This window comes from Lysobacter sp. K5869 (assembly GCF_018847975.1).
Classification (GTDB): domain Bacteria; phylum Pseudomonadota; class Gammaproteobacteria; order Xanthomonadales; family Xanthomonadaceae; genus Lysobacter.
This window is the reverse complement of sequence record NZ_CP072597.1, coordinates 5,869,051-5,891,176: the sequence shown is the minus strand read 5'-3', so window position 1 is coordinate 5,891,176 and position 22,126 is coordinate 5,869,051. Positions and strand designations below refer to the sequence as shown.

The window sequence follows — 22,126 nt, the reverse complement described above, 5'->3', positions numbered from 1 at the left end:
CGCCTCAACCGGCGCCGTCGCGCTTCAGCACGGCCTTGCCGCTGGCGTGATCGACCGGCGCGGAGGTGTGCTCGTGCACGATCTTCCAGCGCCCGTCGCGCCGCGCCAGCGCCAGACTGATGCGGTTGTCGAGCGAACGCAGCCGCGCGCCGTCGGCGGCGTGCGCGGTGTAGGTCAGGAACGCGTGGCCGTACGCGAGTTCGCCGCCGGTGTGCGAATGCGCCTGCGCGTAGGTCACCGCGACGGTTTCCGCGCCGAGCGAGCCGAACCACTCCTGCGCCATCGCCCGCCACGCCGCGAGGCCGCGCAGTTCCCAGCGGCCCCACAGGTCGAACACGTGCACGTCGTCGTCGTAGAGCGCGGCGAAGGCGTCGACGTCCTTGGCCGCGACCGCTGCGGCGTAAGCGTCGAGCGCGGCCAGGAAGGGATCGTGCGTGTCGCTCATCGTCGCGCTCCGTTGTGTGCGCTGTGCTTCAGGCCGCGGCGAACGCTTCGCGGGTCAGGTTGATCGGCGCGTCGTCGGTGCAGACCACGTCGTCTTCGATGCGGATGCCGCCGAACGGGCGGAACGCGTCGATGCGCGCCCAATCCACGGCGTCGCGGTGTTCGCCGTGCTGCAGGCCGTCGAGCAGCAGATCGACGAAGTACAGCCCCGGCTCGATCGTCACCGCCATGCCCGGCTCCAGTACCCGGGTCAAACGCAGGTAGGGATGCCCGGCCGGCTTGTCGATGCGCCCGCCGCGGTCGCTGGCGGCGAAGCCGGCGACTTCGTGCACCTGCAGGCCGATGCCGTGGCCGATGCCGTGCGGGAAGAACACGTTGCTGACGCCGGCGGCGACCGCCGATTCCGGCGAAATCTTGAGCACGCCGAATTCCTTGAGGATGCCGGCCAGGGCCAGATGCGCGTCCAGGTGCAGCTGCTTGTAGTCGAAGCCGGCGCGCACCTGCGCGCACATGCGCTGCTGCGCGGCGTCGACCGCGTCGATCAGCGCCTGGAATTCGCCGCTCGTGTCGGCCGCGTAGGTGCGGGTGATGTCGCAGGCGTAACCGGCGTGGCTGGCGCCGGCGTCGATCAGGAAGCTGCGTGACTGCGCCGGCGCTTCGCGGTCGAGTTCCATGTAGTGCAGCACCGCGCCGTTCTGGTTGAGCGCGACGATGTTGCCGTAGGGCAGATCGTTGGCGTCCTGGCGCGCGGCGCCGCAGTAGGCCAGATGGATGTCGAACTCGCTGGCGCCGGCGCGGAACGCGGCCTCGGCGGCGCGGTGCGCGCGCACGCCCTTGCGGGTGGCTTCGCGCATCATCGCCACTTCGTAAGGCGTCTTGAACGCGCGGTGGTATTCCAGGTAATCGATCACCGCGGGCGGATTGTTCGGCGCGTAGTCGCCGAGCGCGCTCTGCGGCTCGCCGAGGACGGCGCAGCGCGCGGGATTCTTCGGCAGGTGCGGCAGCGCGTCTTGCGGCTCGCGGATCACGATCACCTCGAAGTGCTCGACCCATTCGCCGCTCGGCGCTTGCGGCACCACATGCCAGTAATCGAACGGCTGCAGATAGATCAGCTTGGGCTTGGCGCCCGGAGTGAAGACCAGCCAGCTGCCGGGGTTGCGCACCAGCGGCACCCAGGCCTTGAACTGCGGGTTCGCCGCGTAGGGATAGTCGCGGTCGTCGAAGACTTGGTAGTGCAGGGTGCCGCTGGGGACGAGCAGATGGTCGAACCCGCCGCGCGCCAGCGCTTCCGCGGCGCGGCGCTGCTGTTCGGCGAAATGCTGCGCGTAGAGGGCGGCGGGGGAGGCGGAAGCAGTCATGGCGGCGGGCTGGGTGCTGGCGGTGAGGCCGGAAGGGCCATTTTGCCGCATCCGCGCGGGGCGGGGCTTGCCGATTGTGTGGCGCGGGTTGGGGGCGAGGGCTCAGGGGCTGCCGCGGTGGTTCGAATTGGCGCGGTCGCGGCTTACGCCGCTCCTACAAGAGGCGGCCGACCCCGACGGAGGCGACTGTAGGAGCGGCGCAAGCCGCGACGCGGCCAATGAATCGCCGAGGAAACACGAAGAACCGCGCAACCGCCAACCCCCCGCCGCTTACTCGTAACTCCCACCCGGCGAATCCAACCACTGCCGCAAATGCACCATCCCGTCCTCAGGCATGGCGACGAAGCGAAACCCCGTCCAGTTCTGCCCCGGCACGCTCGCGCTGTCCTGCCACAGCAGGTGCGCGCCGACTTCGATCGGCGCCTGCCGCGGCGCGTCGCGCAGATCGAAGCGCAGTTGGTACAGCGCGTCGTCGGTCAGCGCGACGCTGGCGATCAGCATCATGCCGGTCTCCGACAGATTGCCGAGATGGCCGATCACCTGCTCGGTCATGGTGTCGACCACCTGCACCGTGTCGACGATGCGGCGCCGGCGCGCGCGGCGGAATTCTTCGCTGGAGCCGGCGCTCACGCGGGCTGCTCCTGGGTGTCGCGGCCGCGGCCGCCGAAGCCGCGCAGCGCGTCCAGCGCGGCGTGCCAGGCGCGGTCGACCAGACGGCTGCGCTCGTGTTCGACCACGCGCGCCTGATCGCGCGCCATCATCCGCGCCAGCGCGTCGAGCGAGTGCTCGGCCACGCGCTGGCCGCGTTGATTGACGAACAAGGCGTTTTCGGTGACCGGGCTGAACCACGACAGCCGGCGCCGCACCGCGTCGCCCTGCTGGTTCTGCACGAACTCGAACCAGGTGCCGAACGGCAGCGCGCGCAGCCGCTCGAAGCAGGCCTGCTCGCGCTCGTCGCGCGGCGGCAGCGGCGCGCGCGGCGCGGTCGCCGCTTGGTTGTCCTCGCCCAGGCGGCTGCGCTGGCGCAGCTTCATCGCCAGTTCGGTGCGCGACGCGGCTTCGTCGGTGGACGCCGGGCCGGCGGTGAGCTGGCGGGCGATCGCGCGCGCGTCGTCGCCGTGGTAGCCGACCAAGGTCAGCGCGTGTTCGATGTCGCCGTCCAGGCCGCGCAGCGCGTCGCTGCCGCCGCCCTGGTTGGCGGCGACGATCTGGCCGGTGATCTGCACCTGCCGCTGCCACGCCGGCGAATCCTCGCCGTGGCGCAGCTGGGTCAGGGTCAGCACGTCGGTCCAGGCCTGGCTAAGCAGGGTTTGCACGAAGCGCGGCAAACGCTGGCCGGCGACGCTCTCTTCCAGCGCCTGCTGCGCGCGGCGCTTGGCCAGTTCGAGTTTTTCCTTGCCGCGCGCGGCCTCGACGAAGCGGCGCTCGGCCACTTCGGCCTTGCGCGCCTGCGCGTGCAGGTGCTCTTGCAAGCGTTGATTGGCCGAATCGAAGGATTGCGCCGAGCCGCGCTGCTCGACCACGTGATCCACCGCTTGCCGCAGCGGTTCGTGCAGTTGCGGGTCGGTTTCCTCGCTCGGCGTCCAGTGCGCGCCGGCCTCGGCCACGGTGTTGAGCAACTGCAGCGCCGGATGGCTTTCGCCGGCCAGCAGCGAGCGGTCCTGCAACGCGGCGTGCAGCAGCGGCGGCTGCAGGCGGGTGAGCAGGTTGGAGATCATCGCGTCGCCGCGCAGGCGCTGCTCGATTTCGTCGAACAGCAGGCCCAGCAACTCGAACACGTCGCCGTCCTCGCGCGACAGCGCGGCCTCGCCGCCGGCCGCCGCGCGGCGTTGGGCGAGCAGGGCCTGGCGCAGGTCGGCGATCTTGCGCAGCGGCTGGGCGCCGCGCGCGGCGGTTTCGTCCAGGCGCTCCAGGCCGTCGACCAGTTCGGCGGTGGACAGCGGCTGCGGCGGCAGCGGCGCGTCGGGCAGCAGGCCGCGCGGGCGTAGCTTTTCCAGCAGGTCGCGGCGTTCGGCCAGCCAACGCTGCAGGGTGGCGAAGTCGGGCGCGCCGTCGGCGGCGGCCGGCGCGGCGGTCCAGGCGGTGTGCGGACGCGGGCCGGCGGGACGCGGCGCGGCGGCGTCCGGCGCGCGTTCGGCGGCGCGCGGCGCCGGCTCGCTCGCGGGCGCGGGCTTGTCCTGCGCGCTGGCGCGCGCGCGCAGCGGCACGAACGACAGGCTCGGCAACACGTTCTCGCGCACCAGCAAGCCGTTCATCGATTCGACCAGCGCGGCGTAGCCGAGCATCACTTGCTGGTCGAACACGCGGTACAGGTCCAGGCGCGATTCCAGCGGAATCTGCAGCGGCTGGCAGGCCTGGGCGAAGCTGCGGATCAGGTATTGCGGGCCGACCGGCAAGCGCTCGCAATCGAACGCCGGCGCCCCGGCCAACACGCCGAAGCGCTGGCCCAGCAGCATCAGGCCGAGCCCGGCGCGCGATTCGTGGCGGGCGGCGAGGCTGCGCAGGACGGTGTTTTCGTCGATCTCGCTGTCGTCGACCAACCGAAGCTCGCGAAACTCGGGCGCCACCGCAGTGGCCGAGCGCGACGCCCGATCCGCCTCCCGAACCCGCGACAACGCCGCCTCCAACGACAGCAAATACCGCGGAATCAAATCCGACCGCCGCAACCGCACCAGCCGCAGCGTCTCCAGATACCCCGATTGGATGCCCGGATTGCGCGCCTGATCGGCCTGCCGGAACAGTTGCTGCTCGTATTCGGCCAGCATCCGCTCCATTTGCGGCGCGATTTCGTCGCTGACCAGCGCGTACAGCTGTTCCAGCAGCCGGCGCACGCGGCGCGGCAACGCGGCGGTGGCCAGGGTGGCGCGCGGCGAGGCGTTCAAGGGATCGAACGTGGCGGGCATGTGCATTCGGAGCGGACGACCGCGAAATATAACCACGCCTCCCCGGCGACCGCCCAGCCCGGCATGGCCGGACGCAGCGGACCGCCGACAGGAGGCGACCATTGGCACTAACGTTTTGTCCCCGAAACGCCGGCCAAGCTCAGTCTCTGTGCCTGGATGTGTCCGAACCGTGATGCCGCCGGCGTCGCTGCATTCAGTTTAGACGGCCGGGCGTTCGCTCGCCGAGTCCGCTTCGTCGGCCAGGAACAGGGCCACCACATCGTTGGTGAAGCGCCGGCCCAGTTCGGTCGGGCGGACGCGGTCGCCGTCGCGCTCCAGCCAGCCTTGGGCGACGGCGGCGTCCAGTTGCGGCGCGATCTGCGCGCGCGCCAGCCCGGTGGAGGCCTCGAACGAGTCCAGCGAGAACCCCTCGACCAGCCGCAGCGTGTTGAGCATGTATTCGAACGGCCGCCGCGCCGCCGCGATGCGGTCGTCGCCGCCGATCGCCTCGGGCCGGCCGGCCTGGGCGAGGTAGGCGGTCGGGTGCTTGAGCTTCCAGCGCCGCAGGATCGCCTGCTCGGCGCCGAGGGTGATCTTGCCGTGCGCGCCGGCGCCGATGCCGAGGTAATCGCCGTAGCGCCAGTAATTGAGGTTGTGCTGGCACTGCCGCCCCGGCCGCGCGTAGGCGCTGACTTCGTACTGGCCGTAGCCGCGCTGCGCCAGCAGCGCCTGACAGCGGTCCTGGATGTCCCAGGCGCTGTCTTCGTCGGGAAGGTCGCGCGGCGGGCGCGCGGCGAACACCGTGTTCGGTTCCAGGGTCAGCTGGTAGTGCGAGATGTGCGCCGGGTCGAGCGCGAACGCCCGCTCCAGGTCGTGCTCGGCCATGGCCAGGGTCTGGCCGGGCAGGGCGTACATCAGGTCGAGATTGAAATTGTCGTAGCCCGCGTCCTGGGCCAGCTTGACCGCCGCCTCGGCCTCGGCGCTGCCGTGGATCCGCCCCAGCCGCTGCAGGCAGCCGTCGTCGAAGCTCTGGATGCCGAAGCTGAGCCGGTTCACCCCGGCCGCCTTGTACAGCTCGAAGCGGCCGTGCTCGGCGGTGCCCGGGTTGGTTTCCAGGGTGATTTCGCAGCCCGGCGCGAAGCGCAGCCGCGCGCTGGCGGCCTGCAGGAACTGGTCGATGGCGTCCGGCGGAAACAGGCTCGGGGTGCCGCCGCCGAAGAACACGCTGTGCACGGTGCGGCCCCAGACCAGCGGCAGGTCGTGTTCCAGGTCGGCGATCAGCGCATCGACATAGGCCGCGAACGGCGGCGCGCCGCGGGCCTCGTGCGAATTGAAATCGCAGTACGGGCATTTGCGCACGCACCAGGGCAGGTGCACGTACAGCGACAGCGGCGGGGGAATCAGGGCGGCGCTCAAAGGACGGCGGCCGGGCGGCGGAGCCCGGTCTGGATCGGGGAGGAGCGGGCCAGTTTACCGGGCCGGGGCGGGTGGGGCACGGGGCGGTGGGGCAGGAGCGGGAATGAGGGGAGCAAGGGGAGCAAGGGGAACAAGGGGAACAAGGGGAATGGGGGGAATGGGGGGAATGGGGGCTAGGGTCGGAAGGCGAGAAGCTTGCGGCTCCCTGTTCCCTTGGTTCCCTTGATTCCCCTGATTCCCCTGATTCCCCGTCTTTGCGCTGGGAGCGGGACCGAGGGGAATGGGAGGCGTGGCCGGAAGGCGAAAAGCCCGCAGTTGCCCGCTCCCGATTCCGGCTTCTGGCCGGAAAGCCGAGAAACCGCCATTCCCCGTTCCCTTAGATTCCCTTGGTTCCCCTGCTCCCTACTTACCGCCCCGTCGCCCCGTAGCGCCGCGCCGCCAGCAGCGCGCGCAAATTCGTATCCAGCGCCACATCGGGCCGGGCCTGCACGACCTGGCGGATGATCGAGGCCAGCGGTTCGGCGCGGCCGTCGCCGGACATGTCGCCGTCGTAGAGGGTCACCGTGGTCCAGCGGCGGTGTGCGGCCGGGGCCAGGCGCAGTTCCAGGGTCGAGGTCAGGCGCAGGCGCCCGTCCTTGGCCCGGTGCAGGGCCATGCTCTGCACCTCGCCCGGCTCGAACGCGCGGGTGCGGTGGCCGGTGGTGATGTTGGCGTAGCGGATCGCGCCGGTGTTGCCGGCGTCCAGGCTGACCCGTTGCACCGCCGCGGCGGCGACCAGCCCGACCAGCCCGGCCAGCGCCCACAGCGCCAGCTGCAACTCGCCGAAGCCGTTGGCGTCGGCGCGCAGGCCGTCCTGGCGGATCCACACCGCGATCGGCAGGGCCAGCAGATACAGCACGGCCACCGTGGCCACGGTGTGGCCGCCGGTGCGGAACGCCCGGCGCTGCGCAGCGGTGGCGCGCAGCAGGCGGTTCATGGGGCCAGCTCCGGCAGGCGCGCGCGCAGCGCGGCCAGGGCGCGGGCGCGGTGGCTGACCCGGTTCTTGAGCGCGTCGTCGATCTCGCCGGCGGAAATATTGTGTTCGGTATCGAGGAACACCGGCTGGTAGCCGAACCCGCGGGTGCCCTGGCGCTGGTGCAGGATGCGCCCGTTCCAGATGCCCTCGGCGATGATCGGACGCGGATCGCCGGCATGCCGCAGGGCCACGATCACCGCATAGAAATGCGCGCCGCGGCGCTCGTCGGGCACGCCCTGGAGCGCGCCCAGCAGCTTGTCGATATTGGCTTCGTTGTCGCCGTGGCGGCCGGAATAGCGTGCCGAATACAGTCCCGGCGCGCCGCCGAGCGCGTCCACGCAGATGCCCGAATCGTCGGCCAACGCCGGCAGCCCGGTGACCGCGCTGGCGTGCCGGGCCTTCAGCAGCGCGTTCTCGACGAACGTGCTGCCGGTTTCCTCGATGTCCTCGACCCCCAGGTCGGTTTGCGCCACCAGTTCGATGCCGGTGTCGCCGAGCAGGTCGCGCAGTTCCACCAGTTTCCCGGCGTTGCTGCTGGCCAGCACCAGTTTCATGCTTTCAATTCCAGCAAATCCCAGCGATTACCGTACAGATCTTCGAATACGGCGACCGTGCCGTAGGTCTCGACGCGCGGAGATTCCATGAAGCGCACGCCCTGGGCGAGCATCGCGGCGTGGTCGCGGTGGAAGTCGTCGGTGTGCAGGAAGAAGCCGACCCGGCCGCCGGTCTGGTCGCCGATGCGCGCGCGCTGCGCTTCGCCCGACGCCTGCGCCAGCAGCAGCGCGGTCTGCGCGCCGGAGGCCGGCGCCACCCGCACCCAGCGCTTGCCGCTGCCCTGATCGACGTCTTCGAGCAGGACGAAGCCGAGCGCGCGGGTGTAGTAGTCGATGGCGCGGTCGTAGTCGTCCACGACCAAGGTGATGCTGCCGATGCTGCGAGTCATGCCGAATGCCTTACCGAAGAAGGGAACGATGCCGGCGCGGGCCGGCGAACCGATCGAACGAGTCGATTGAACGCGCGCGGCGCGCGAAAGTTCAGCGCCGCGCGCGCGAACTGCGATGCAGTGCGCGCGACGGCGGAGAAAACCCGCGCCGCGCAAAAACGACGCGGGCGGTGAGGAAGGAGATAACGAGCGAAGGGACGCGATCCCCTACTCGTCGCTCCCTCCTCACCGCCCGCGCGGTGCGTGGCGATGCGGGGCTAGGCGCGGCTCAGCCGGCCAGCGCCTGCCGCTGCTTTTCCAGCAATTCGGTAATGCCGGCCTGGGCCAGCCCGAGCAGCGCGTCGAGTTCGTCGCGGCGGAACGCGTGGCCCTCGGCGGTGCCTTGCAGCTCGATGAAGCCGCCGCCGTCGTTCATGACCACGTTCATGTCGGTGTCGCAATCGCTGTCTTCGGCGTAGTCCAGGTCCAGCACCGGGGTGCCGCGGTAGACGCCGACCGAGACCGCGGCGACCGCGCCGAAGATCGGGTCGCGGTTGATCTCGCGCCGCGCCTGCAGCCAGCGCGCCGCCTCGACCAGGGCCACGTAGGCGCCGGTGATGGCGGCGGTGCGGGTGCCGCCGTCGGCCTGCAGCACATCGCAGTCCAGGGTGATGGTGCGTTCGCCCAGCGCCTTGCGGTCGACGCAGGCGCGCAGGGCGCGGCCGATCAGGCGCTGGATTTCCAGGGTCCGCCCGCCTTGCTTGCCGCGCGCGGCCTCGCGGTCGCTGCGGGTGTGGGTGGCGCGCGGCAGCATGCCGTACTCGGCGGTGACCCAGCCTTCGCCCTTGCCGCGCAGGAACGCCGGCACCTTGTTCTCGACGCTGGCGGTGCACAGCACCCGGGTCTGGCCGAAGCTGACCAGCACCGAACCCTCGGCGTGGCGGGTGTAGCCGCGCTGGATGGTCACCTCGCGCAACTGGCCGGCGGAGCGGCCGCTGGGGCGGGAAACCGTGCCGGCCGGGGCCTGGGCGGGGGCGGCGATAGGACCGGTCATGGCGCGGCGTTACCGTTTTGAGGGCCGGCGAGTTTACCATTCACCCCCCGTAAGGCTCGGAAATCGGCGAATGATCCGCAGCATGACCGCCTTCGCCAGCGGCGAACGCACGACACCCTGGGGCACGCTCGGCTGCGAGCTGCGCTCGGTCAACCACCGCTTCCTCGAACTGGGCGTGCGTCTGGCCGACGAATTGCGCGTGCTCGAGCCGGCCCTGCGCGAACGCATCGCCGCCCGCGTCGGCCGCGGCAAGCTCGACCTGACCCTGCGCCTGCGCGCCCCGGAAGGCGGCGACGCGCTGCAGCTCAACCCGACCCGCCTGCGCGAGCTCAGCGATCTGGCCATCGACCTGTCCGCGCGCTTCCCGGCGCTACGCACCGAGTTCACCGAACTGCTGCAATTCCCCGGCGTGCTGCAAGCGCAGGCGGCCGACCCGGCCGCGCTGCAGGCCGAAGCGCTGGCGCTGCTGGACGGCGTGCTCGACGAATTCGTCGCTTCGCGCGAACGCGAGGGCGCCAAGCTCGCCGCGGCGATCGGCGAACGCGTCGACGGCATCGCCCGCATCGCCGGCGAAGTCCGCACGATGATGCCGGCGATCCGCGCCGGCCAGCGCGCCAAGCTGGAAACCCGCCTCGCCGACCTCGCCCAGCCCGCCGACAACGGCCGCCTGGAGCAGGAACTGGTGCTGTGGCTGCAAAAGCTCGACGTCGACGAAGAACTCGACCGGCTCGACTCGCACGTGGTCGAGGCCCGGCGCGTGCTCAAGCTGCGCGAAGCGGTCGGCCGGCGCCTGGATTTCCTGCTGCAGGAATTCAACCGCGAAGCCAACACCCTGGGTTCCAAGTCGGTCGACGCGCGCAGCTCGTCGGCGGCGGTCGAGCTGAAGGTGCTGATCGATCAGGCGCGCGAGCAGATCCAGAACATCGAGTAGGAGCAGGGAAGAGGGAAAGAGGGGAAAGAAGGGAATGGGCGCGGCGCGCTCGTTCCGGTTCTTCGCCTCTCTTCATTCCCGTTTTTCCCTTCTTTCCCCTCTTTCCCTTCTTTCCCCTCTTTCCCTCTTCCTTTCGTCGCTTCCCGACTTCGATCCGGCCCCGAACCCCATGCGCGGAACCCTCTACATCGTCGCCGCTCCCTCCGGAGCCGGTAAATCCAGCATCGTCAACGCGGTGCTCGCGCGCGACCCGAACATCCGCCTGTCGATCTCGTTCACCTCGCGCAAGCCGCGGCCGGGCGAGCGCCATGCCGAGCACTACCACTTCGTCAGCGAGCAAGAGTTCGAGGCGATGGTCGCCGAAGGCGATTTCTTCGAGCACGCGCGCGTGCACGGCGACTGGAAGGGCTCGGCGCGGCAGTCGGTGGAGCCGTTCCTGTCGGCCGGCAAGGACGTGCTGCTGGAGATCGACTGGCAGGGCGCGCGCCAAGTGCGCAACAAAGTGCCCGACGCGGTCAGCGTGTTCATCCTGCCGCCGTCGCGGCAGGCGCTGGAGTCGCGCATGCGCTCGCGCGGGCAGGACACCGAAGAGGTGATCCAGCAGCGCTTGGCCGCCGCGCGCGAGGAGATGTCGCATTACGGCGAGTTCGACTACGTCATCGTCAACGAAGTCTTCGACACCGCGGTCGACGAGATGTGCGCGATCTTCACCGCCAGCCGGTTGCGGCGCGAACCGCAGGTGGCGCGGCATTCGCGGCTGATCACGGCGCTGTTGGTCGACGAGAACTGAGGCGTCCCAGCCGCGACGCGGCTGGAAGCCCGACTGTAGGAGCGGCGCGAGCCGCGACCGCGACATCGGGCTGACGACGCAGGTGCGAAGTCGCGGTCGCGGCTTACGCCGCTCCTACAGGGGCTATCCGCTTGATTTGCAAGGCTTAATCGGCGAAATCCTTGCGTTTCCGGGCCGCCGCGCCTAAACTTCCCGGCCCCCATCCGTTTGCAAGACGGCCGACCCGGCCGCAGGAGCCCCATGGCCCGCATCACCGTCGAAGATTGCCTGGAAGTGGTCCCGAACCGCTTCGAACTCGTCATGCTGGCCGCCAAGCGCGCCCGCCAGCTGGCCAACGGCGTCGAGCCGCAGCTGGACAACAGCGAAGCCAACGACAAGCCGACCGTGCTGGCGCTGCGCGAAATCGCCGCGCGTCAGGTCAACCCGGACTACATCGACGCGGTCGAGAAGGCCGAGCGTGAGCGCAAGGAACGCGAAGCCCTGGAATGGGCCGCGGCCGAAGTGGTGGCCGACGACGACCTGTCCAAGGGCGACGACTGAGTTTCCCCGGCCCGCCGCGCGGGCCGCGCCTGCGCCCCCGCCGCGAGCGGGCGGCGAGCGAAAAACGGCTCCGCCTGCGCGGGGCCGTTTTTGTTTTGGGCGCCCGCCCGCGGCGCGGGTCCGTCTTGTAAGAGGGGGCCGGCTTCGATGCGCTCCGCCCGTTCGCGCGGAGCGCCGGTTTCGACACGCTCCGCTTATCGCAGGGCTTCGACGCCAACGAGTCCAGCTCCGCGCGGGAGAACGGTTTCAGTGGCGACACGCGGCCCTCGGCGAGAAGAACGGCGTCGGCCGACGCGCGTCGTCGCGCTCGCCGTCGGCGAACATCCCGTCCCGCGACCTGCGCGCAACCCGGCAAAACCCCGCGCTTTCCTGAACCGGACCGCCGCCCGCGGACGCATCCCAAGCCCCGTCGCTTGCGCCGCAGCGCACAGTCGCCACATCCCAAGCAGGTCGATGCGTTGCCACGTGCCGCATCGCACGCGTAAATTTCCGTTATGACCCCTGCCGAGCCCGCGCTGAACACCTATCCCGCCGCTCCCGACGACACGGAGCTGCCGGACTACGTGCGCGAGCTGGAGCTCGCCGCGCACTACCTGCCCGAAGCCCAGCGCCTGCAACTGCGCCGCGCCTGGGCGGTCGGCGCGGCCGCGCACGCCGGGCAGACGCGCAAGTCGGGCGAGCCCTACATCACCCACCCGGTCGCGGTGGCCAAGGTGCTGGCCGAGCAAGGGCTCGACATCGAGACCCTGGTCGCGGCGATCCTGCACGACACCATCGAAGACACCCCGGTCACGCGCGAATGCCTGGCCACCGAGTTCGGCCCGACCGTGGCCGAGCTGGTCGACGGCGTCACCAAGCTCGACAAACTTCAGTTCCGCGACCGCCAGGAAGCCGCCGCGGAAAGCTTCCGCAAGATGCTGCTGGCGATGGCGCGCGACCTGCGCGTGATCCTGATCAAGCTCGCCGACCGCCTGCACAACATGCGCACCCTCGGCGCGCAGAGCGCGGAGGCGCGACAACGCATCGCCCTGGAAACGCTGGAGATCTACGCGCCGATCGCCCAGCGCCTGGGCATGAACCTGATCAAGGCCGAACTGCAGGACCTGGGCTTCCGCGCCATGCACCCGTGGCGCCACGCGGTGATCGAAAAGCGCATCCGCACCCAGCCGGTGGTGCGGCGCGAGTCGCTGGTGCAGATCGAAGCGCATCTGGCCCAGCGGCTGGCCAAGGAAAAACTGACCCATCGGCTGATCAGCCGGGTGAAGTCGCCGTGGAGCATCTACACCAAGATGCACAACGAGCATAAGAGCTTCAACCAAGTCATGGACGTGTTCGGCTTCCGCGTCGTGGTCAAGACCGTGCCGGACTGCTACCACGCGCTCGGCGTGGTGCATTCGGCGTACAAGCCGCTGGACGGGCGCTTCCGCGATTTCATCGCGATCCCCAAGGCCAACGGCTACCAGTCGCTGCACACCGTGCTGTTCGGCCCCTACGGCTCGCCGGTGGAAGTGCAGATCCGCACCGAGGACATGGACCTCGTCGCCGAGCGCGGCATCGCCGCGCACTGGTCGTACAAGCACGGCGGCGAAGGCCCGAACAGCGCGCAATCGCGCGCGCACAGCTGGATCGCCAATCTGGTCGAATCCCAGCGCGCCACCGGTTCGTCGCTGGAATTCCTGGAAAACGTCAAGGTCGACCTGTTCCCGGACGAGGTCTACCTGTTCACGCCCAAGGGCGACATCCTCTCGCTGCCGCGCAATTCCACCGCGCTGGATTTCGCCTACGCCGTGCACACCGACGTCGGCAACCGCGCGGTGGCCGCGCGCGTCGACGGCAAGCTGGTGCCGCTGCGCACCAAGCTCGCCAGCGGCCAGCGCGTGGAGATCATCACCGCCAAGTCGTCCACGCCCAAGCCGCAGTGGCTGGAGTTCGTGGTCTCGGGCAAGGCGCGCACCTCGATCCGCCAACAGCTCAAGCAGCTCGAACACGAGGACGCGGTGCAACTCGGCCACCGCATGCTCGACCGCGCGCTGGAATCGCTGGAGACCTCGCTCGACCGCACCCCGGCATTGCGCCTGGAGGCCTACCTCAGCGAGAACCGCTACCCGCGCCTGGAAGCGCTGCTGGCCGACATCGCGCTGGGCAACCGCATGCCCAATCAGGTCGCGCTGGCGCTGGCGCGCGAGGCGCCGGGCAAGACCCGCGGCCGCGCCATCGACCGCCCGCGTCTGCCCGAGGACAAGATCCTCATCACCGGCGCCGAGCGCGGCGTCATCAGCTTCGCCAACTGTTGCCTGCCGTTGCCGGGCGACGAAATCATGGGCTACCACACCGCCGGCAAGGGCATCGTGGTGCACCGACTGGATTGCCCGAACGTCTCCGACTACCGCAAGTCGCCCGACCGCTGGGTGGCGATCGGCTGGGACCGCCAGGTTTCCGGCGACTTCGCCGCCGCGCTGCGGATCGAAGTCGACAACCGCCCCGGCTCGCTGGCCCAGGTGGCCGCGGCGATCGCCGAGGCCGAATCCAACATCGACCGCGTCGAGTACCTGGAACGCGACGCCAATATCGCGGTGATGCGCTTCGCCATCGAAGTGCACGATCGCCGCCACTTGGCCGATGTGATGCGGCGGGTGCGGCGCTTGGCCGTGGTGTTGGGCGTGCAGCGGATGTAGGGTGCGCCGGCCGTTGGCCGGCTGCGGGGAATAAGGGGAAAGAAGGGAATGGGGAAGCGGCTGCGGCGGCGTTGGGCCGCACGCGATTGCCGCGGTGTCGTGGGCGATGGGATATCGTGGCGGACGATTTGAGGGACTGTGCGGTTTTAGGGCGCGGTCGGAATCGAGGTCTCGGGGGGGCGAAGGCCTCAGTGCGAAAACCGCAAACCGGAACCGGGCGCGCGCCGCCGCGGTTTGCGCCATCCCGCCCAGCCTTTACGATGCTCCCGTTCCCCAATCCCCTCTTTCCCCTCACTCCCGGCTCCCAACCCATGTCCCGCGAAATCATCCAAACCGACAAAGCCCCGGCCGCCATCGGCCCGTACTCGCAAGCCGTGCGCGTCGGCGACACGGTCTACCTCTCCGGCCAGATCGCGCTCGACCCGTCCAGCGGCTTGGTCGTGGAAGGCGACATCGAAGCGCAGGCGCACCGCGCGTTCCAGAACCTCAAGGCGGTGTGCGAAGCCGCCGGCGGTTCGCTGGCCGACATCGCCCGCTTGGGCCTGTACCTCACCGACCTCGGCGCGTTCGGCAAGGTCAATGCGGTGATGGGCGAGTACTTCAATCCGCCGTATCCGGCGCGGTCGACGGTCGAGGTTTCGGCGCTGCCGCGTGGGGTGGCGTTCGAGGTCGATGCGGTGATGGTGTTGCGTTGAGGGGTTGAGCGCCGCGCGAAAATTCGAAGGCCGCTCCTCGCCGGAGCGGCCTTTTGCTTTTATGCGGGCGATATGCGGTCGATGATGTCGCGGCCATAACCACGAAACTCCAGCCCGTCATTCCGGCGAAAGCCGGAATCCATTTTGATCTTGCCGTTGCCGTTGCCGTTGCTGTTGCCGCTGCTGCCGCTGCTGCCGCTGCTGTTGCCGTTGCTATTCGCTTGGACGTATCTGCGCCGGAGGCCCACGCCCCAAAGCCCCGGAGGGCGCGCGCATGGATGCGCGCGTGCGCCGTAGGGGCATGGATGCCCCTTACGGCGCAGCCCCGCGCCCGGTGCTGGACCTAGTGGCTCTTGATTCGAAAACAGGGAAAGCGCCTTTCTTTGGTTACTTTCTTTGGCAAGACAAAGAAAGTAACTCGGCCGCTTGCGGACGAAAGCTTTAAGCGTTTGATCTTCGCTTGTAGTCGTGCGCTCTTGCCAGACAAAGCAGAAGCAACATCAAAATGGATTCCGGCTTTCGCCGGAATGACGGTGGGTGGAGTGTTCCGTCACGTGCGAGAAACGCAGCCCGCACTCCGTCATTCCGGCGAAAGCCGGAATCCATTTTGACTTTGCTGTCGGTTTTTCCTTCAACGCAGCAACGAGTGAGGACAGGCTCCAATCCAAAGCGTTCCGTCCGCAAGCGGCCGGGTCACTTTCTTTGTCTTGCCAAAGAAAGTAACCAAAGAAAGGCGCTTTCCTTGTTTTCGAATCAAGAGCCACTAGGGCTCAAAGCGGCGCGGGGCCGCGCCATAAGGGTCATCCTGACCCATGGCGCGCGTGCGCATCCATGCGCACGCCCTCCGGGGCTGCGGGGCGTGGGCTTTGGTTGGAGATACGTCAAGGCGAAGGGCAACGGCAACGGCAAAATGGATTCCGGCTTTCGCCGGAATGACGGGTGGGAGGTGGGCGGCCTCGAGCGTGTTCGGCGGGGCTCCGTCGCTTCGGTTGACTCGATTTCGTCGGAGCGACGGCTCGCTCGGGCGCGGATAATCCGGCGAGGCGTCGCCGCTTAGGCCCAACGCCCGGATCGAAGACTCAACGCCGCTCCCGCGCCATCTCCGCCCACAACCGCTCGCGCAACGCCCGTGGCGTCTCGCCGGTTAAGCGCTTGAACGCGCGCCGGAAATCGCGCGGGTCCTTGTAGCCGATCGCCGCGCCGACGCTGGCGATGCTCGGCCCGCGCTCGCGCAACAGCGCATACGCGCGATCGATCCGCAGCCGGTCGTGGATCTCGTGGAAGCTCGTGCCTTCCCCGGTCAACTGCCGCCGCAGCGTGCGTTCGCTGACGTGCATCTGCGCGGCGATGTCGGTGAGCTTGGGATCCTGCGGCAACTGCGCGCGCAGCAAGCGCTCGACCGTTGCGGTCGCCTCCCCGGGCACCGCGCCGGAGGGCATCTGCGCCTCGCACAGCGCCAGCACCTGTTTGGAGGCGATGGGGTTGTGCGTCGGCAACGGCGCCATCAGCCAATGTTCGTCCAGCACCAAGCGATCCTGCGGCTGATCGAACGCGAGCGGGCACTCGAACACCTGCTCGTACTGCTCGCGGTACTCCGGCTCGGGATAGCTGAATTCCAAACGCTTGGGCCGCAGCGAATCGCCGACCAAACCGCGCGCCAGCGCCAGACAGCTGCTGAAGAATTCCTCGGTGACGAAGCGATGGATCGACGGAAACGCGATGGTCATCTGCCCGGCCAGCGCCATCGTGCCGGACTCCGACGCGCTCTCGACGAAACGCATCAGGCTGCCGACCACAGGGGTGAAGCGCAGGCCGATCTGCAAGGCTTCGCCGAAGGTCGCCGCGGTGGTCATGGCCAAACCGAGCAGGCCGAAATTGCCTACGTGCTGGACCCGGCCGACGTCGAGCCCGATGCTCGGCGGCAGCACCTTCAGCGCGCGCTCGATCACGATCGCGGTCGGGCGGTCGGGCAGGCGCACGCCGGGGTCGCTGACCTGGGCGCGGCTCAGCCCGGTGCCGGCGAACCAGTCGTCGCTGGGCGCGCCGATCCGGTCCGCGGTTTGCAGCAGACCCCACAACAGATTCGGCGACATCAGCGCGACGTCGCTCTTGGCGTCGTCGGCGGCGAGGTCGTGGTTTGGTTCGGATGGCTGGCGCATCGCCCCTCACGATACTTGGCCGCACGGTTGACCGCGAATGCCCCCCTAGTGTGCCGCAATCGCCCTCACGCGCGCTCGCGGCGGCGGCGGAGACTCACGGCTTAGCCATCGCCGGCATGCCGCGCCGCAACACGCGCGCCGCCTCGCCGCCATCGCCACGGGGAGCCTCATGAATCAGCCGAAGAACCCGCCGTCCCTGCCGTTGCGCGCCGGCGTCCTCGCCGTCGCGGTCGCCGCGCTCGCCGCCTGCGGCCCCGAGCAGGCCCAGCACACGCCGACGCCCGAAGTCGCCGCCGGCGACGCCGCTTTCGCCGACACCTTCCGCACCAAGCTGCTCGACGCCAAGCCGGGCGACGTGATCGAAGTGCCGGCGGGCCGCTACAGCTTCGACCGCAGCCTGACCTTGCGCGTGGACGGCGTGACCATCCGCGGCGCTGGCCCGGACAAGTCGGTGCTGAGCTTCAAGGGCCAGAAAGCCGGCGCCGAGGGTTTGCTGGTCAACGCCAACAACTTCCTGATCGAGAACATCGCGATCGAGGACAGCAAGGGCGACGGGCTCAAGGTCAACGAAGGCGAGCACATCACCATCCGCAATGTGCGGGTGGAATGGACCGGCGGGCCGAGCACCAAGAACGGCGGCTACGGGCTGTATCCGGTCAAGACCCGCAACGTGCTGATCGAGAATTCGGTGGCGATCGGCGCGTCGGACGCCGGCATCTACGTCGGCCAGTCGCGCGACGTGATCGTGCGCAACAGCCGCGCCGAGTTCAACGTCGCCGGCATCGAGATCGAAAACACCGTCAACGCCGACGTGCACGACAACGTCGCCACCAACAACACCGGCGGCATCCTGGTCTTCAACATGCCGGCGCTGTCGCAGCAGGGCGGGGCGATCCGGGTGTTCAAGAACCAGGTGTTCAAGAACAACACCGCCAACTTCGGCGCCAAGGGCACGCCGGTGGCGAGCGTGCCGGCCGGCAGCGGCGTGGTGATCAACTCCAACGACGATGTCGAGGTGTTCGACAACGACATCAGCGACAACGCCACCACCAACATCATCGTCTCCAGCGTCTATTCCACCGGCTACAAGGACGACAAGGCGTCGAAGGATTTCGACCCGTATCCCGAGCGCATCAACATCTACGGCAACCGCTTGAAGGGCGGCGGCGATTCGCCCGACGGGCTCGACCTGAAGGCGCTCAAGGCCGCGGTGTTCGGCTTGAGCGGGCATTTCCCCGATGTGCTGTGGGACGGCTACGCCAACGCCCAGCTCAAGGACGGGCCGAAGATCTGCATCCGCGACGTGTCCGGCGTGGTCAACGCCGACGGCCCCAACGGCTACAAGAGCCCGAGCCAGGACACCAAGCCTTACGCGTGCGAGCTGCCGAAGCTGCCGGCCATCGATCTCAAGCGCGGCTGACCGATGCCCGGAACTTCGATGCGTTACGCCTTCGCAGTGCTGTTGTCGTTGCTGGTCGCAGGTTGCAGCAAGCCGCAGGAATCCGCCCCGGCCGCGGCCGGCGCCGGCGCACCGCTGGCCGCCGACGCGCCGTGGGCGCCGGTGCGTTTCTTCGCCGACGGCCAGCCCGCGGATCTGGCCGAATGGAACGTGCTGCGCGTGGCCGGCGGCCGCTTGCAGCTCAATCGCGACGTCTTGCCCTACGATCTCAACACCGCGCTGTTCTCCGATTACGCGCACAAGCTGCGCACGGTGTGGATGCCGAAGGGGCAGGCGGCGAACTACGACCCCGATCAGGAGTTCGATTTCCCGGTCGGCACCGTCTTCAGCAAGACCTTCTACTACCCGCGCGGCGAAGGCGACGCGGTGCTGCGCAGCTACGACGACGGCCCGGACCTGCGCGGCGGCGGCTTGCAGCTGAGCAAGGTGCGACTGGTCGAAACCCGCTTGCTGCTGCGCCGCGAAACCGGCTGGGTGGCGCTGCCGTATGTGTGGAATCGCGAACAGACCCAGGCCAAGCTGATGCGCGGCGGCGAGTTGGTGTCGCTGGATCTGGTCGCCGCCGACGGCGGCCACGAAACCGCCGACTACACCGTGCCCGATCAGAACCAGTGCGCCGGCTGCCACGGCACCGACATGAAATCCAAGGCGCTGCATCCGATCGGCCCGAAGGCGCGCCACCTCAACCGCGATTTCGCCTACGACGACGGCTTGCAGAACCAGATCGCGCGCTGGAGCCAGGTCGGCTACCTCAAGGGCGCGCCGGCGCCGGAGCAAGCGCCGCGCGAAGCGAACTGGCACGATCCGGGCGCGCCGGTGGAAGCGCGCGCCCGCGCCTACCTCGATATCAACTGCGGCCACTGTCACAGTCCCAAGGGCCCGGGCAACACCTCGGGCCTGTGGTTGAACGCGGCGACGCAGGAGCCGCTGCGACTGGGCCGGTGCAAGCTGCCGATCGCGGCCGGTCACGGCACCGGCGACCACCGCTTCGGCGTGGTGCCCGGCAAGCCGGACGAATCGATCCTGATCTACCGCATGCGCAGCGACGATCCCTCGGTGATGATGCCCGAGCTCGGCCGCAGCGTCGTGCACGAAGAGGGCGTGCAACTGATCCGCGACTGGATCGCCGCGCAACGGGGGGAGTGCGGCTGAGCGGCGATCCGGACGCAAGAGGTAACGAAGAATAAGGAAACACCCAAAAAACAAGGCGCGTCGGACGAACGCGCCGGCATCAACCGACGAACGCAAGAACGAACGAGAGGGGAGAGCTTTCGATGTCGTTGCGCAAACACCGCCTGGTCATCGCGACCCACACCGTGCTGTCCGCCCTGTGCGGCGGCGCCTTCGCCCTGGCCGCACCGGCCGCCTTCGCCCAGGATTCCGGGCCCAAGGAACTGGACAAGATCACCGTCACCGCGCAGAGCCGCCAGCAAGAACTGCAGGACGTGCCCATCGCATTGCAAGTGGTGACCGACAAACTCATCGACGATGTCGCCGCGCAAGACTTGGGCGACCTCGACAGCTTCGTGCCCGGCCTGGTGGTCGACAGCCTGCAGCCGACCCAGCCGGGCTTCGAGCTGCGCGGCATCAGCACCGACGACTTCGGCATCGGCACCGATCCGGCCGTGGGCGTGTACGTCGACGGCGTCTACGCTGGACGCGGCGGCGGCGTGCTGCTGCCGTTCACCGACGTGGAGCGGATCGAAGTGCTCAAGGGCCCGCAAGGCACCTTGTTCGGCCGCAACACCGCGGCCGGCGCGATCTCGATCATCACCCGCAAGCCCAGCACCGCGGCCACCGAAGTCAAAGCCAAGCTGCGCCTCGGCAACTACGGCAAGCAGTACGTCGACGGCATGCTCAACCTGCCGGTCAGCGAGGACTCGGCGTTCCGCTTCAACGCGCTGATCAACCATGCCGACGGCTGGATCCAGGACGCCGAAACCGGCCGCGATCTGAATCCGGAGAACAACTGGGCCACGCGCGCCGCGTTCAAGACCCGCTTCGGCGAACGCACCAGCGCGCTGATCAGTTGGGATCACGAGAGCCTGGACCAGCTCGGTCAGGCCACCACCGGCATCGTCGCGCTGCCGCCAGCGCCTGGCCTGCCGCCGTTACCGGTCAACGAGCGCGCCTATCTCGATCCGCGCAAGGTGCCGACCGTCAGCGACGCCGAAGGCAACGAGGAATCGCGCCGCTTCGACGGCGTGACCCTGATCGTCGATCACGGCACCGACTGGGGCGGCTTCACCTCGACCACGTCGTGGCGCGACTACGACTCGCTCAACCGGGTCGAAGAGGACGGCACCAACCGCCGTTACCTCTACGTGGATTCGACCAACACCGAGAGCAACCGCAGCTTCTACCAGGAGTTCAAGTTCAACGGCAGCACCGACAAGCTCGACTGGGTCGCCGGCGCCAGCTACTTCGACGAACGCGCGCGCCAGACCAGCGAGGTCAACGCGATGACCGATTCGGTCGACACCATCGTCCACAACCTGGGCATGGCGCCGACCGCGTCGGGTTATCTGTTCGGCGAAGTCGACGCCGCGCTCGGCGCGATGGGCATCCCGATCCGCCTGCTCGGCCACCGCTGGAACGAAACCTTCCGCAACACCCTGGACACCAAGGCCTACGCGGTGTTCGGCGACGTGATCTGGCACGTCAACGACAAGCTCAACCTCACCGTCGGCCTGCGCTACACCCGCGACGAGAAGAAGTTCAGCTGGCTCAACAACCACCGCTCCGCGCCGGAACTGGACGCCGCGCTGGATCAGCTGGCGGCGATCGGTTTCTTCGATCTGGCCGGCATCCCGCGCGAGGCCTTCGTCTTCGACGTCGCCTTCATCGACCCGCCGGCGATGCTCAACAAGGGCCTGCTGCGCCGCACCTCCAACAGCTGGAGCGACCTGAGCCCGCGCTTCGTCGTGGATTATCACCTCAGCGACGAGACCATGGTGTTCGCCTCGCTGGCCAAGGGCTACAAGGCCGGCGGCTTCAACTCGCTGCAGATCGGCAGCAGCTTCGAGAACGAGGACGTCTGGAACTTCGAGACCGGTATCAAGACCTCGTTCCCGCAGCACCGCCTGCAGCTCAACGCCTCGCTGTTCTACTACGTCTACGACAACCGCCAGGCGGTGCGGCTGGACAGCAGCACCGACATTCCGCGCTTCGTCGTCGACACCTCGGACCTGGAAGCCTACGGCCTGGACTTCGACATGCGCTGGCAGGCCACCGACAACTTCGGCCTGGACTTCAACGCCAGCTTCATCGACTCGACCTACAAGACCTACGTCACCTCCGACGGCATCGACGCCAGCGGCGAGCCGACCGGCCTGCCGTACTGGTCGGCGGCGGGCGGGATGTACTACCGCATCCCGATGGACGCCAACGGCGACATCAACGTCTCGCTGCGCCATTCCTACCGCGGCAAGGTGCGCTGCAGCACCGAGTCGCGCGCGCAGAACCGCTGCGGCGTGAGCCCGGCGCTGGACCTGGGCGAAGCGCAGAACCGCACCGACCTGCGCATCGCCTGGACCTCGCCGCAGGACCGCTGGGGCTTGGCGATCTACGGCAACAACCTGTTCGACAACCAGTACATCAACGCGCTCGGCACCTACGGCAAGAACGTGCTCGGCACGGTCGGCGCGCGCGTGACCGAGCCGCGCACGTACGGGGTGGAGTTCATGGCGAAGTATTGAGGTGGAGCAGGGAAGCGGGAATAGGGAATAGGGAATTGGCGGTTGCCGTGGGCGGCCTCGGTTCCCTGATCTCTTCTGGCGAATCGAA

Annotated in this window: 19 protein-coding genes; 8 read left to right on the top strand and 11 right to left on the bottom strand. The window is 68.7% G+C overall.

Annotated features, from left to right (window positions below; genetic code table 11):
- Nucleotides 1-4: 4 nt before the first annotated feature.
- The 9 genes from J5226_RS24965 to rph form a co-directional block, all read right to left on the bottom strand.
- The gene (locus J5226_RS24965; protein WP_215837775.1) at nucleotides 5-445 is read right to left on the bottom strand and encodes an SgcJ/EcaC family oxidoreductase; all 441 of its coding nucleotides are present in this window, start codon (nucleotides 443-445) and stop codon (nucleotides 5-7) included.
- Nucleotides 446-473: 28 nt separating this feature from the next.
- Nucleotides 474-1,802 (bottom strand): Xaa-Pro dipeptidase, encoded by a 1,329-nt coding sequence (gene pepQ / locus J5226_RS24960; RefSeq protein WP_215837774.1) that lies wholly within the window; start codon nucleotides 1,800-1,802, stop codon nucleotides 474-476.
- A 270-nt stretch (nucleotides 1,803-2,072) separates the two neighbouring features.
- Nucleotides 2,073-2,432, bottom strand: a complete 360-nt coding sequence (locus J5226_RS24955) for a PilZ domain-containing protein (protein WP_215837773.1) — start codon at nucleotides 2,430-2,432, stop codon at nucleotides 2,073-2,075.
- Nucleotides 2,429-4,705, bottom strand: a complete 2,277-nt coding sequence (locus tag J5226_RS24950) for a DUF1631 family protein (RefSeq protein WP_215837772.1) — start codon at nucleotides 4,703-4,705, stop codon at nucleotides 2,429-2,431. Before J5226_RS24950 ends, J5226_RS24955 begins: the two co-directional genes overlap by 4 nt.
- 198 nt (nucleotides 4,706-4,903) lie before the next feature.
- Nucleotides 4,904-6,100, bottom strand: coding sequence for a radical SAM family heme chaperone HemW (hemW, locus tag J5226_RS24945; RefSeq protein ID WP_215837771.1), 1,197 nt, complete (start codon nucleotides 6,098-6,100; stop codon nucleotides 4,904-4,906).
- Nucleotides 6,101-6,506: 406 nt separating this feature from the next.
- Nucleotides 6,507-7,076, bottom strand: a complete 570-nt coding sequence (locus tag J5226_RS24940) for a hypothetical protein (RefSeq protein WP_215837770.1) — start codon at nucleotides 7,074-7,076, stop codon at nucleotides 6,507-6,509.
- On the bottom strand, nucleotides 7,073-7,669 hold the full coding sequence (rdgB, locus tag J5226_RS24935; protein ID WP_215837769.1) for an RdgB/HAM1 family non-canonical purine NTP pyrophosphatase: 597 nt from the start codon (nucleotides 7,667-7,669) through the stop codon (nucleotides 7,073-7,075). The genes J5226_RS24940 and rdgB overlap by 4 nt, the downstream gene beginning before the upstream one ends.
- The gene (locus J5226_RS24930) at nucleotides 7,666-8,058 is read right to left on the bottom strand and encodes a VOC family protein (protein ID WP_215837768.1); all 393 of its coding nucleotides are present in this window, start codon (nucleotides 8,056-8,058) and stop codon (nucleotides 7,666-7,668) included. The genes rdgB and J5226_RS24930 overlap by 4 nt, the downstream gene beginning before the upstream one ends.
- A gap of 268 nt (nucleotides 8,059-8,326) precedes the next feature.
- Complete coding sequence (gene rph, locus J5226_RS24925; RefSeq protein WP_215837767.1) at nucleotides 8,327-9,091, bottom strand: ribonuclease PH; 765 nt, start codon at nucleotides 9,089-9,091, stop codon at nucleotides 8,327-8,329.
- Nucleotides 9,092-9,161: 70 nt separating this feature from the next.
- On the opposite strand from rph, the gene J5226_RS24920 reads away from it, so the two are divergent.
- The 5 genes from J5226_RS24920 (at nucleotide 9,162) to J5226_RS24900 (ending at nucleotide 14,722) form a co-directional block, all read left to right on the top strand.
- On the top strand, nucleotides 9,162-10,022 hold the full coding sequence (locus J5226_RS24920; RefSeq protein ID WP_215837766.1) for a YicC/YloC family endoribonuclease: 861 nt from the start codon (nucleotides 9,162-9,164) through the stop codon (nucleotides 10,020-10,022).
- A 169-nt stretch (nucleotides 10,023-10,191) separates the two neighbouring features.
- On the top strand, nucleotides 10,192-10,812 hold the full coding sequence (gmk, locus tag J5226_RS24915; protein ID WP_215837765.1) for a guanylate kinase: 621 nt from the start codon (nucleotides 10,192-10,194) through the stop codon (nucleotides 10,810-10,812).
- Nucleotides 10,813-11,052: 240 nt separating this feature from the next.
- The gene (rpoZ, locus tag J5226_RS24910; protein WP_057946389.1) at nucleotides 11,053-11,352 is read left to right on the top strand and encodes a DNA-directed RNA polymerase subunit omega; all 300 of its coding nucleotides are present in this window, start codon (nucleotides 11,053-11,055) and stop codon (nucleotides 11,350-11,352) included.
- A gap of 494 nt (nucleotides 11,353-11,846) precedes the next feature.
- On the top strand, nucleotides 11,847-14,027 hold the full coding sequence (locus J5226_RS24905; RefSeq protein WP_215837764.1) for a bifunctional (p)ppGpp synthetase/guanosine-3',5'-bis(diphosphate) 3'-pyrophosphohydrolase: 2,181 nt from the start codon (nucleotides 11,847-11,849) through the stop codon (nucleotides 14,025-14,027).
- 311 nt (nucleotides 14,028-14,338) lie between these two features.
- Entirely contained in the window at nucleotides 14,339-14,722 is a 384-nt protein-coding gene (locus J5226_RS24900) for a RidA family protein (protein ID WP_091806166.1), read from the top strand.
- A gap of 59 nt (nucleotides 14,723-14,781) precedes the next feature.
- Here the strand turns inward: J5226_RS24900 and J5226_RS24895 are convergent, their stop codons facing one another.
- Together J5226_RS24895 and J5226_RS24890 are read right to left on the bottom strand one after the other, a co-directional pair.
- Nucleotides 14,782-14,970, bottom strand: coding sequence for a hypothetical protein (locus tag J5226_RS24895; RefSeq protein ID WP_215837763.1), 189 nt, complete (start codon nucleotides 14,968-14,970; stop codon nucleotides 14,782-14,784).
- A gap of 831 nt (nucleotides 14,971-15,801) precedes the next feature.
- Nucleotides 15,802-16,881, bottom strand: a complete 1,080-nt coding sequence (locus J5226_RS24890; protein WP_215837762.1) for an AraC family transcriptional regulator — start codon at nucleotides 16,879-16,881, stop codon at nucleotides 15,802-15,804.
- Nucleotides 16,882-17,050: 169 nt separating this feature from the next.
- On the opposite strand from J5226_RS24890, the gene J5226_RS24885 reads away from it, so the two are divergent.
- From J5226_RS24885 to J5226_RS24875, 3 genes are all read left to right on the top strand, one after another.
- Nucleotides 17,051-18,301: a parallel beta-helix domain-containing protein gene (locus J5226_RS24885; protein ID WP_255322937.1), complete on the top strand. Its 1,251-nt coding sequence runs from the start codon at nucleotides 17,051-17,053 to the stop codon at nucleotides 18,299-18,301.
- 18 nt (nucleotides 18,302-18,319) lie between these two features.
- Nucleotides 18,320-19,492: an SO2930 family diheme c-type cytochrome gene (locus tag J5226_RS24880; RefSeq protein ID WP_215837761.1), complete on the top strand. Its 1,173-nt coding sequence runs from the start codon at nucleotides 18,320-18,322 to the stop codon at nucleotides 19,490-19,492.
- Between the two features lie 122 nt (nucleotides 19,493-19,614).
- Nucleotides 19,615-22,038, top strand: coding sequence for a TonB-dependent receptor (locus J5226_RS24875; RefSeq protein ID WP_215837760.1), 2,424 nt, complete (start codon nucleotides 19,615-19,617; stop codon nucleotides 22,036-22,038).
- Nucleotides 22,039-22,126 lie beyond the last annotated feature (88 nt).

Coding starts and splice junctions, on each gene's coding strand:
- J5226_RS24920 (WP_215837766.1), top strand. CDS start 9,162: ATGATCCGCAGCATGACCGCCTTCGCCAGCGGCGAACGCACGACACCC.
- J5226_RS24930 (WP_215837768.1), bottom strand. CDS start 8,058: ATGACTCGCAGCATCGGCAGCATCACCTTGGTCGTGGACGACTACGAC.
- rph (WP_215837767.1), bottom strand. CDS start 9,091: ATGACCGGTCCTATCGCCGCCCCCGCCCAGGCCCCGGCCGGCACGGTT.
- rdgB (WP_215837769.1), bottom strand. CDS start 7,669: ATGAAACTGGTGCTGGCCAGCAGCAACGCCGGGAAACTGGTGGAACTG.
- J5226_RS24875 (WP_215837760.1), top strand. CDS start 19,615: ATGTCGTTGCGCAAACACCGCCTGGTCATCGCGACCCACACCGTGCTG.
- gmk (WP_215837765.1), top strand. CDS start 10,192: ATGCGCGGAACCCTCTACATCGTCGCCGCTCCCTCCGGAGCCGGTAAA.
- pepQ (WP_215837774.1), bottom strand. CDS start 1,802: ATGACTGCTTCCGCCTCCCCCGCCGCCCTCTACGCGCAGCATTTCGCC.
- J5226_RS24940 (WP_215837770.1), bottom strand. CDS start 7,076: ATGAACCGCCTGCTGCGCGCCACCGCTGCGCAGCGCCGGGCGTTCCGC.
- J5226_RS24890 (WP_215837762.1), bottom strand. CDS start 16,881: ATGCGCCAGCCATCCGAACCAAACCACGACCTCGCCGCCGACGACGCC.
- J5226_RS24885 (WP_255322937.1), top strand. CDS start 17,051: ATGAATCAGCCGAAGAACCCGCCGTCCCTGCCGTTGCGCGCCGGCGTC.
- J5226_RS24905 (WP_215837764.1), top strand. CDS start 11,847: ATGACCCCTGCCGAGCCCGCGCTGAACACCTATCCCGCCGCTCCCGAC.
- rpoZ (WP_057946389.1), top strand. CDS start 11,053: ATGGCCCGCATCACCGTCGAAGATTGCCTGGAAGTGGTCCCGAACCGC.
- J5226_RS24900 (WP_091806166.1), top strand. CDS start 14,339: ATGTCCCGCGAAATCATCCAAACCGACAAAGCCCCGGCCGCCATCGGC.
- J5226_RS24880 (WP_215837761.1), top strand. CDS start 18,320: ATGCGTTACGCCTTCGCAGTGCTGTTGTCGTTGCTGGTCGCAGGTTGC.
- J5226_RS24965 (WP_215837775.1), bottom strand. CDS start 445: ATGAGCGACACGCACGATCCCTTCCTGGCCGCGCTCGACGCTTACGCC.
- J5226_RS24950 (WP_215837772.1), bottom strand. CDS start 4,705: ATGCCCGCCACGTTCGATCCCTTGAACGCCTCGCCGCGCGCCACCCTG.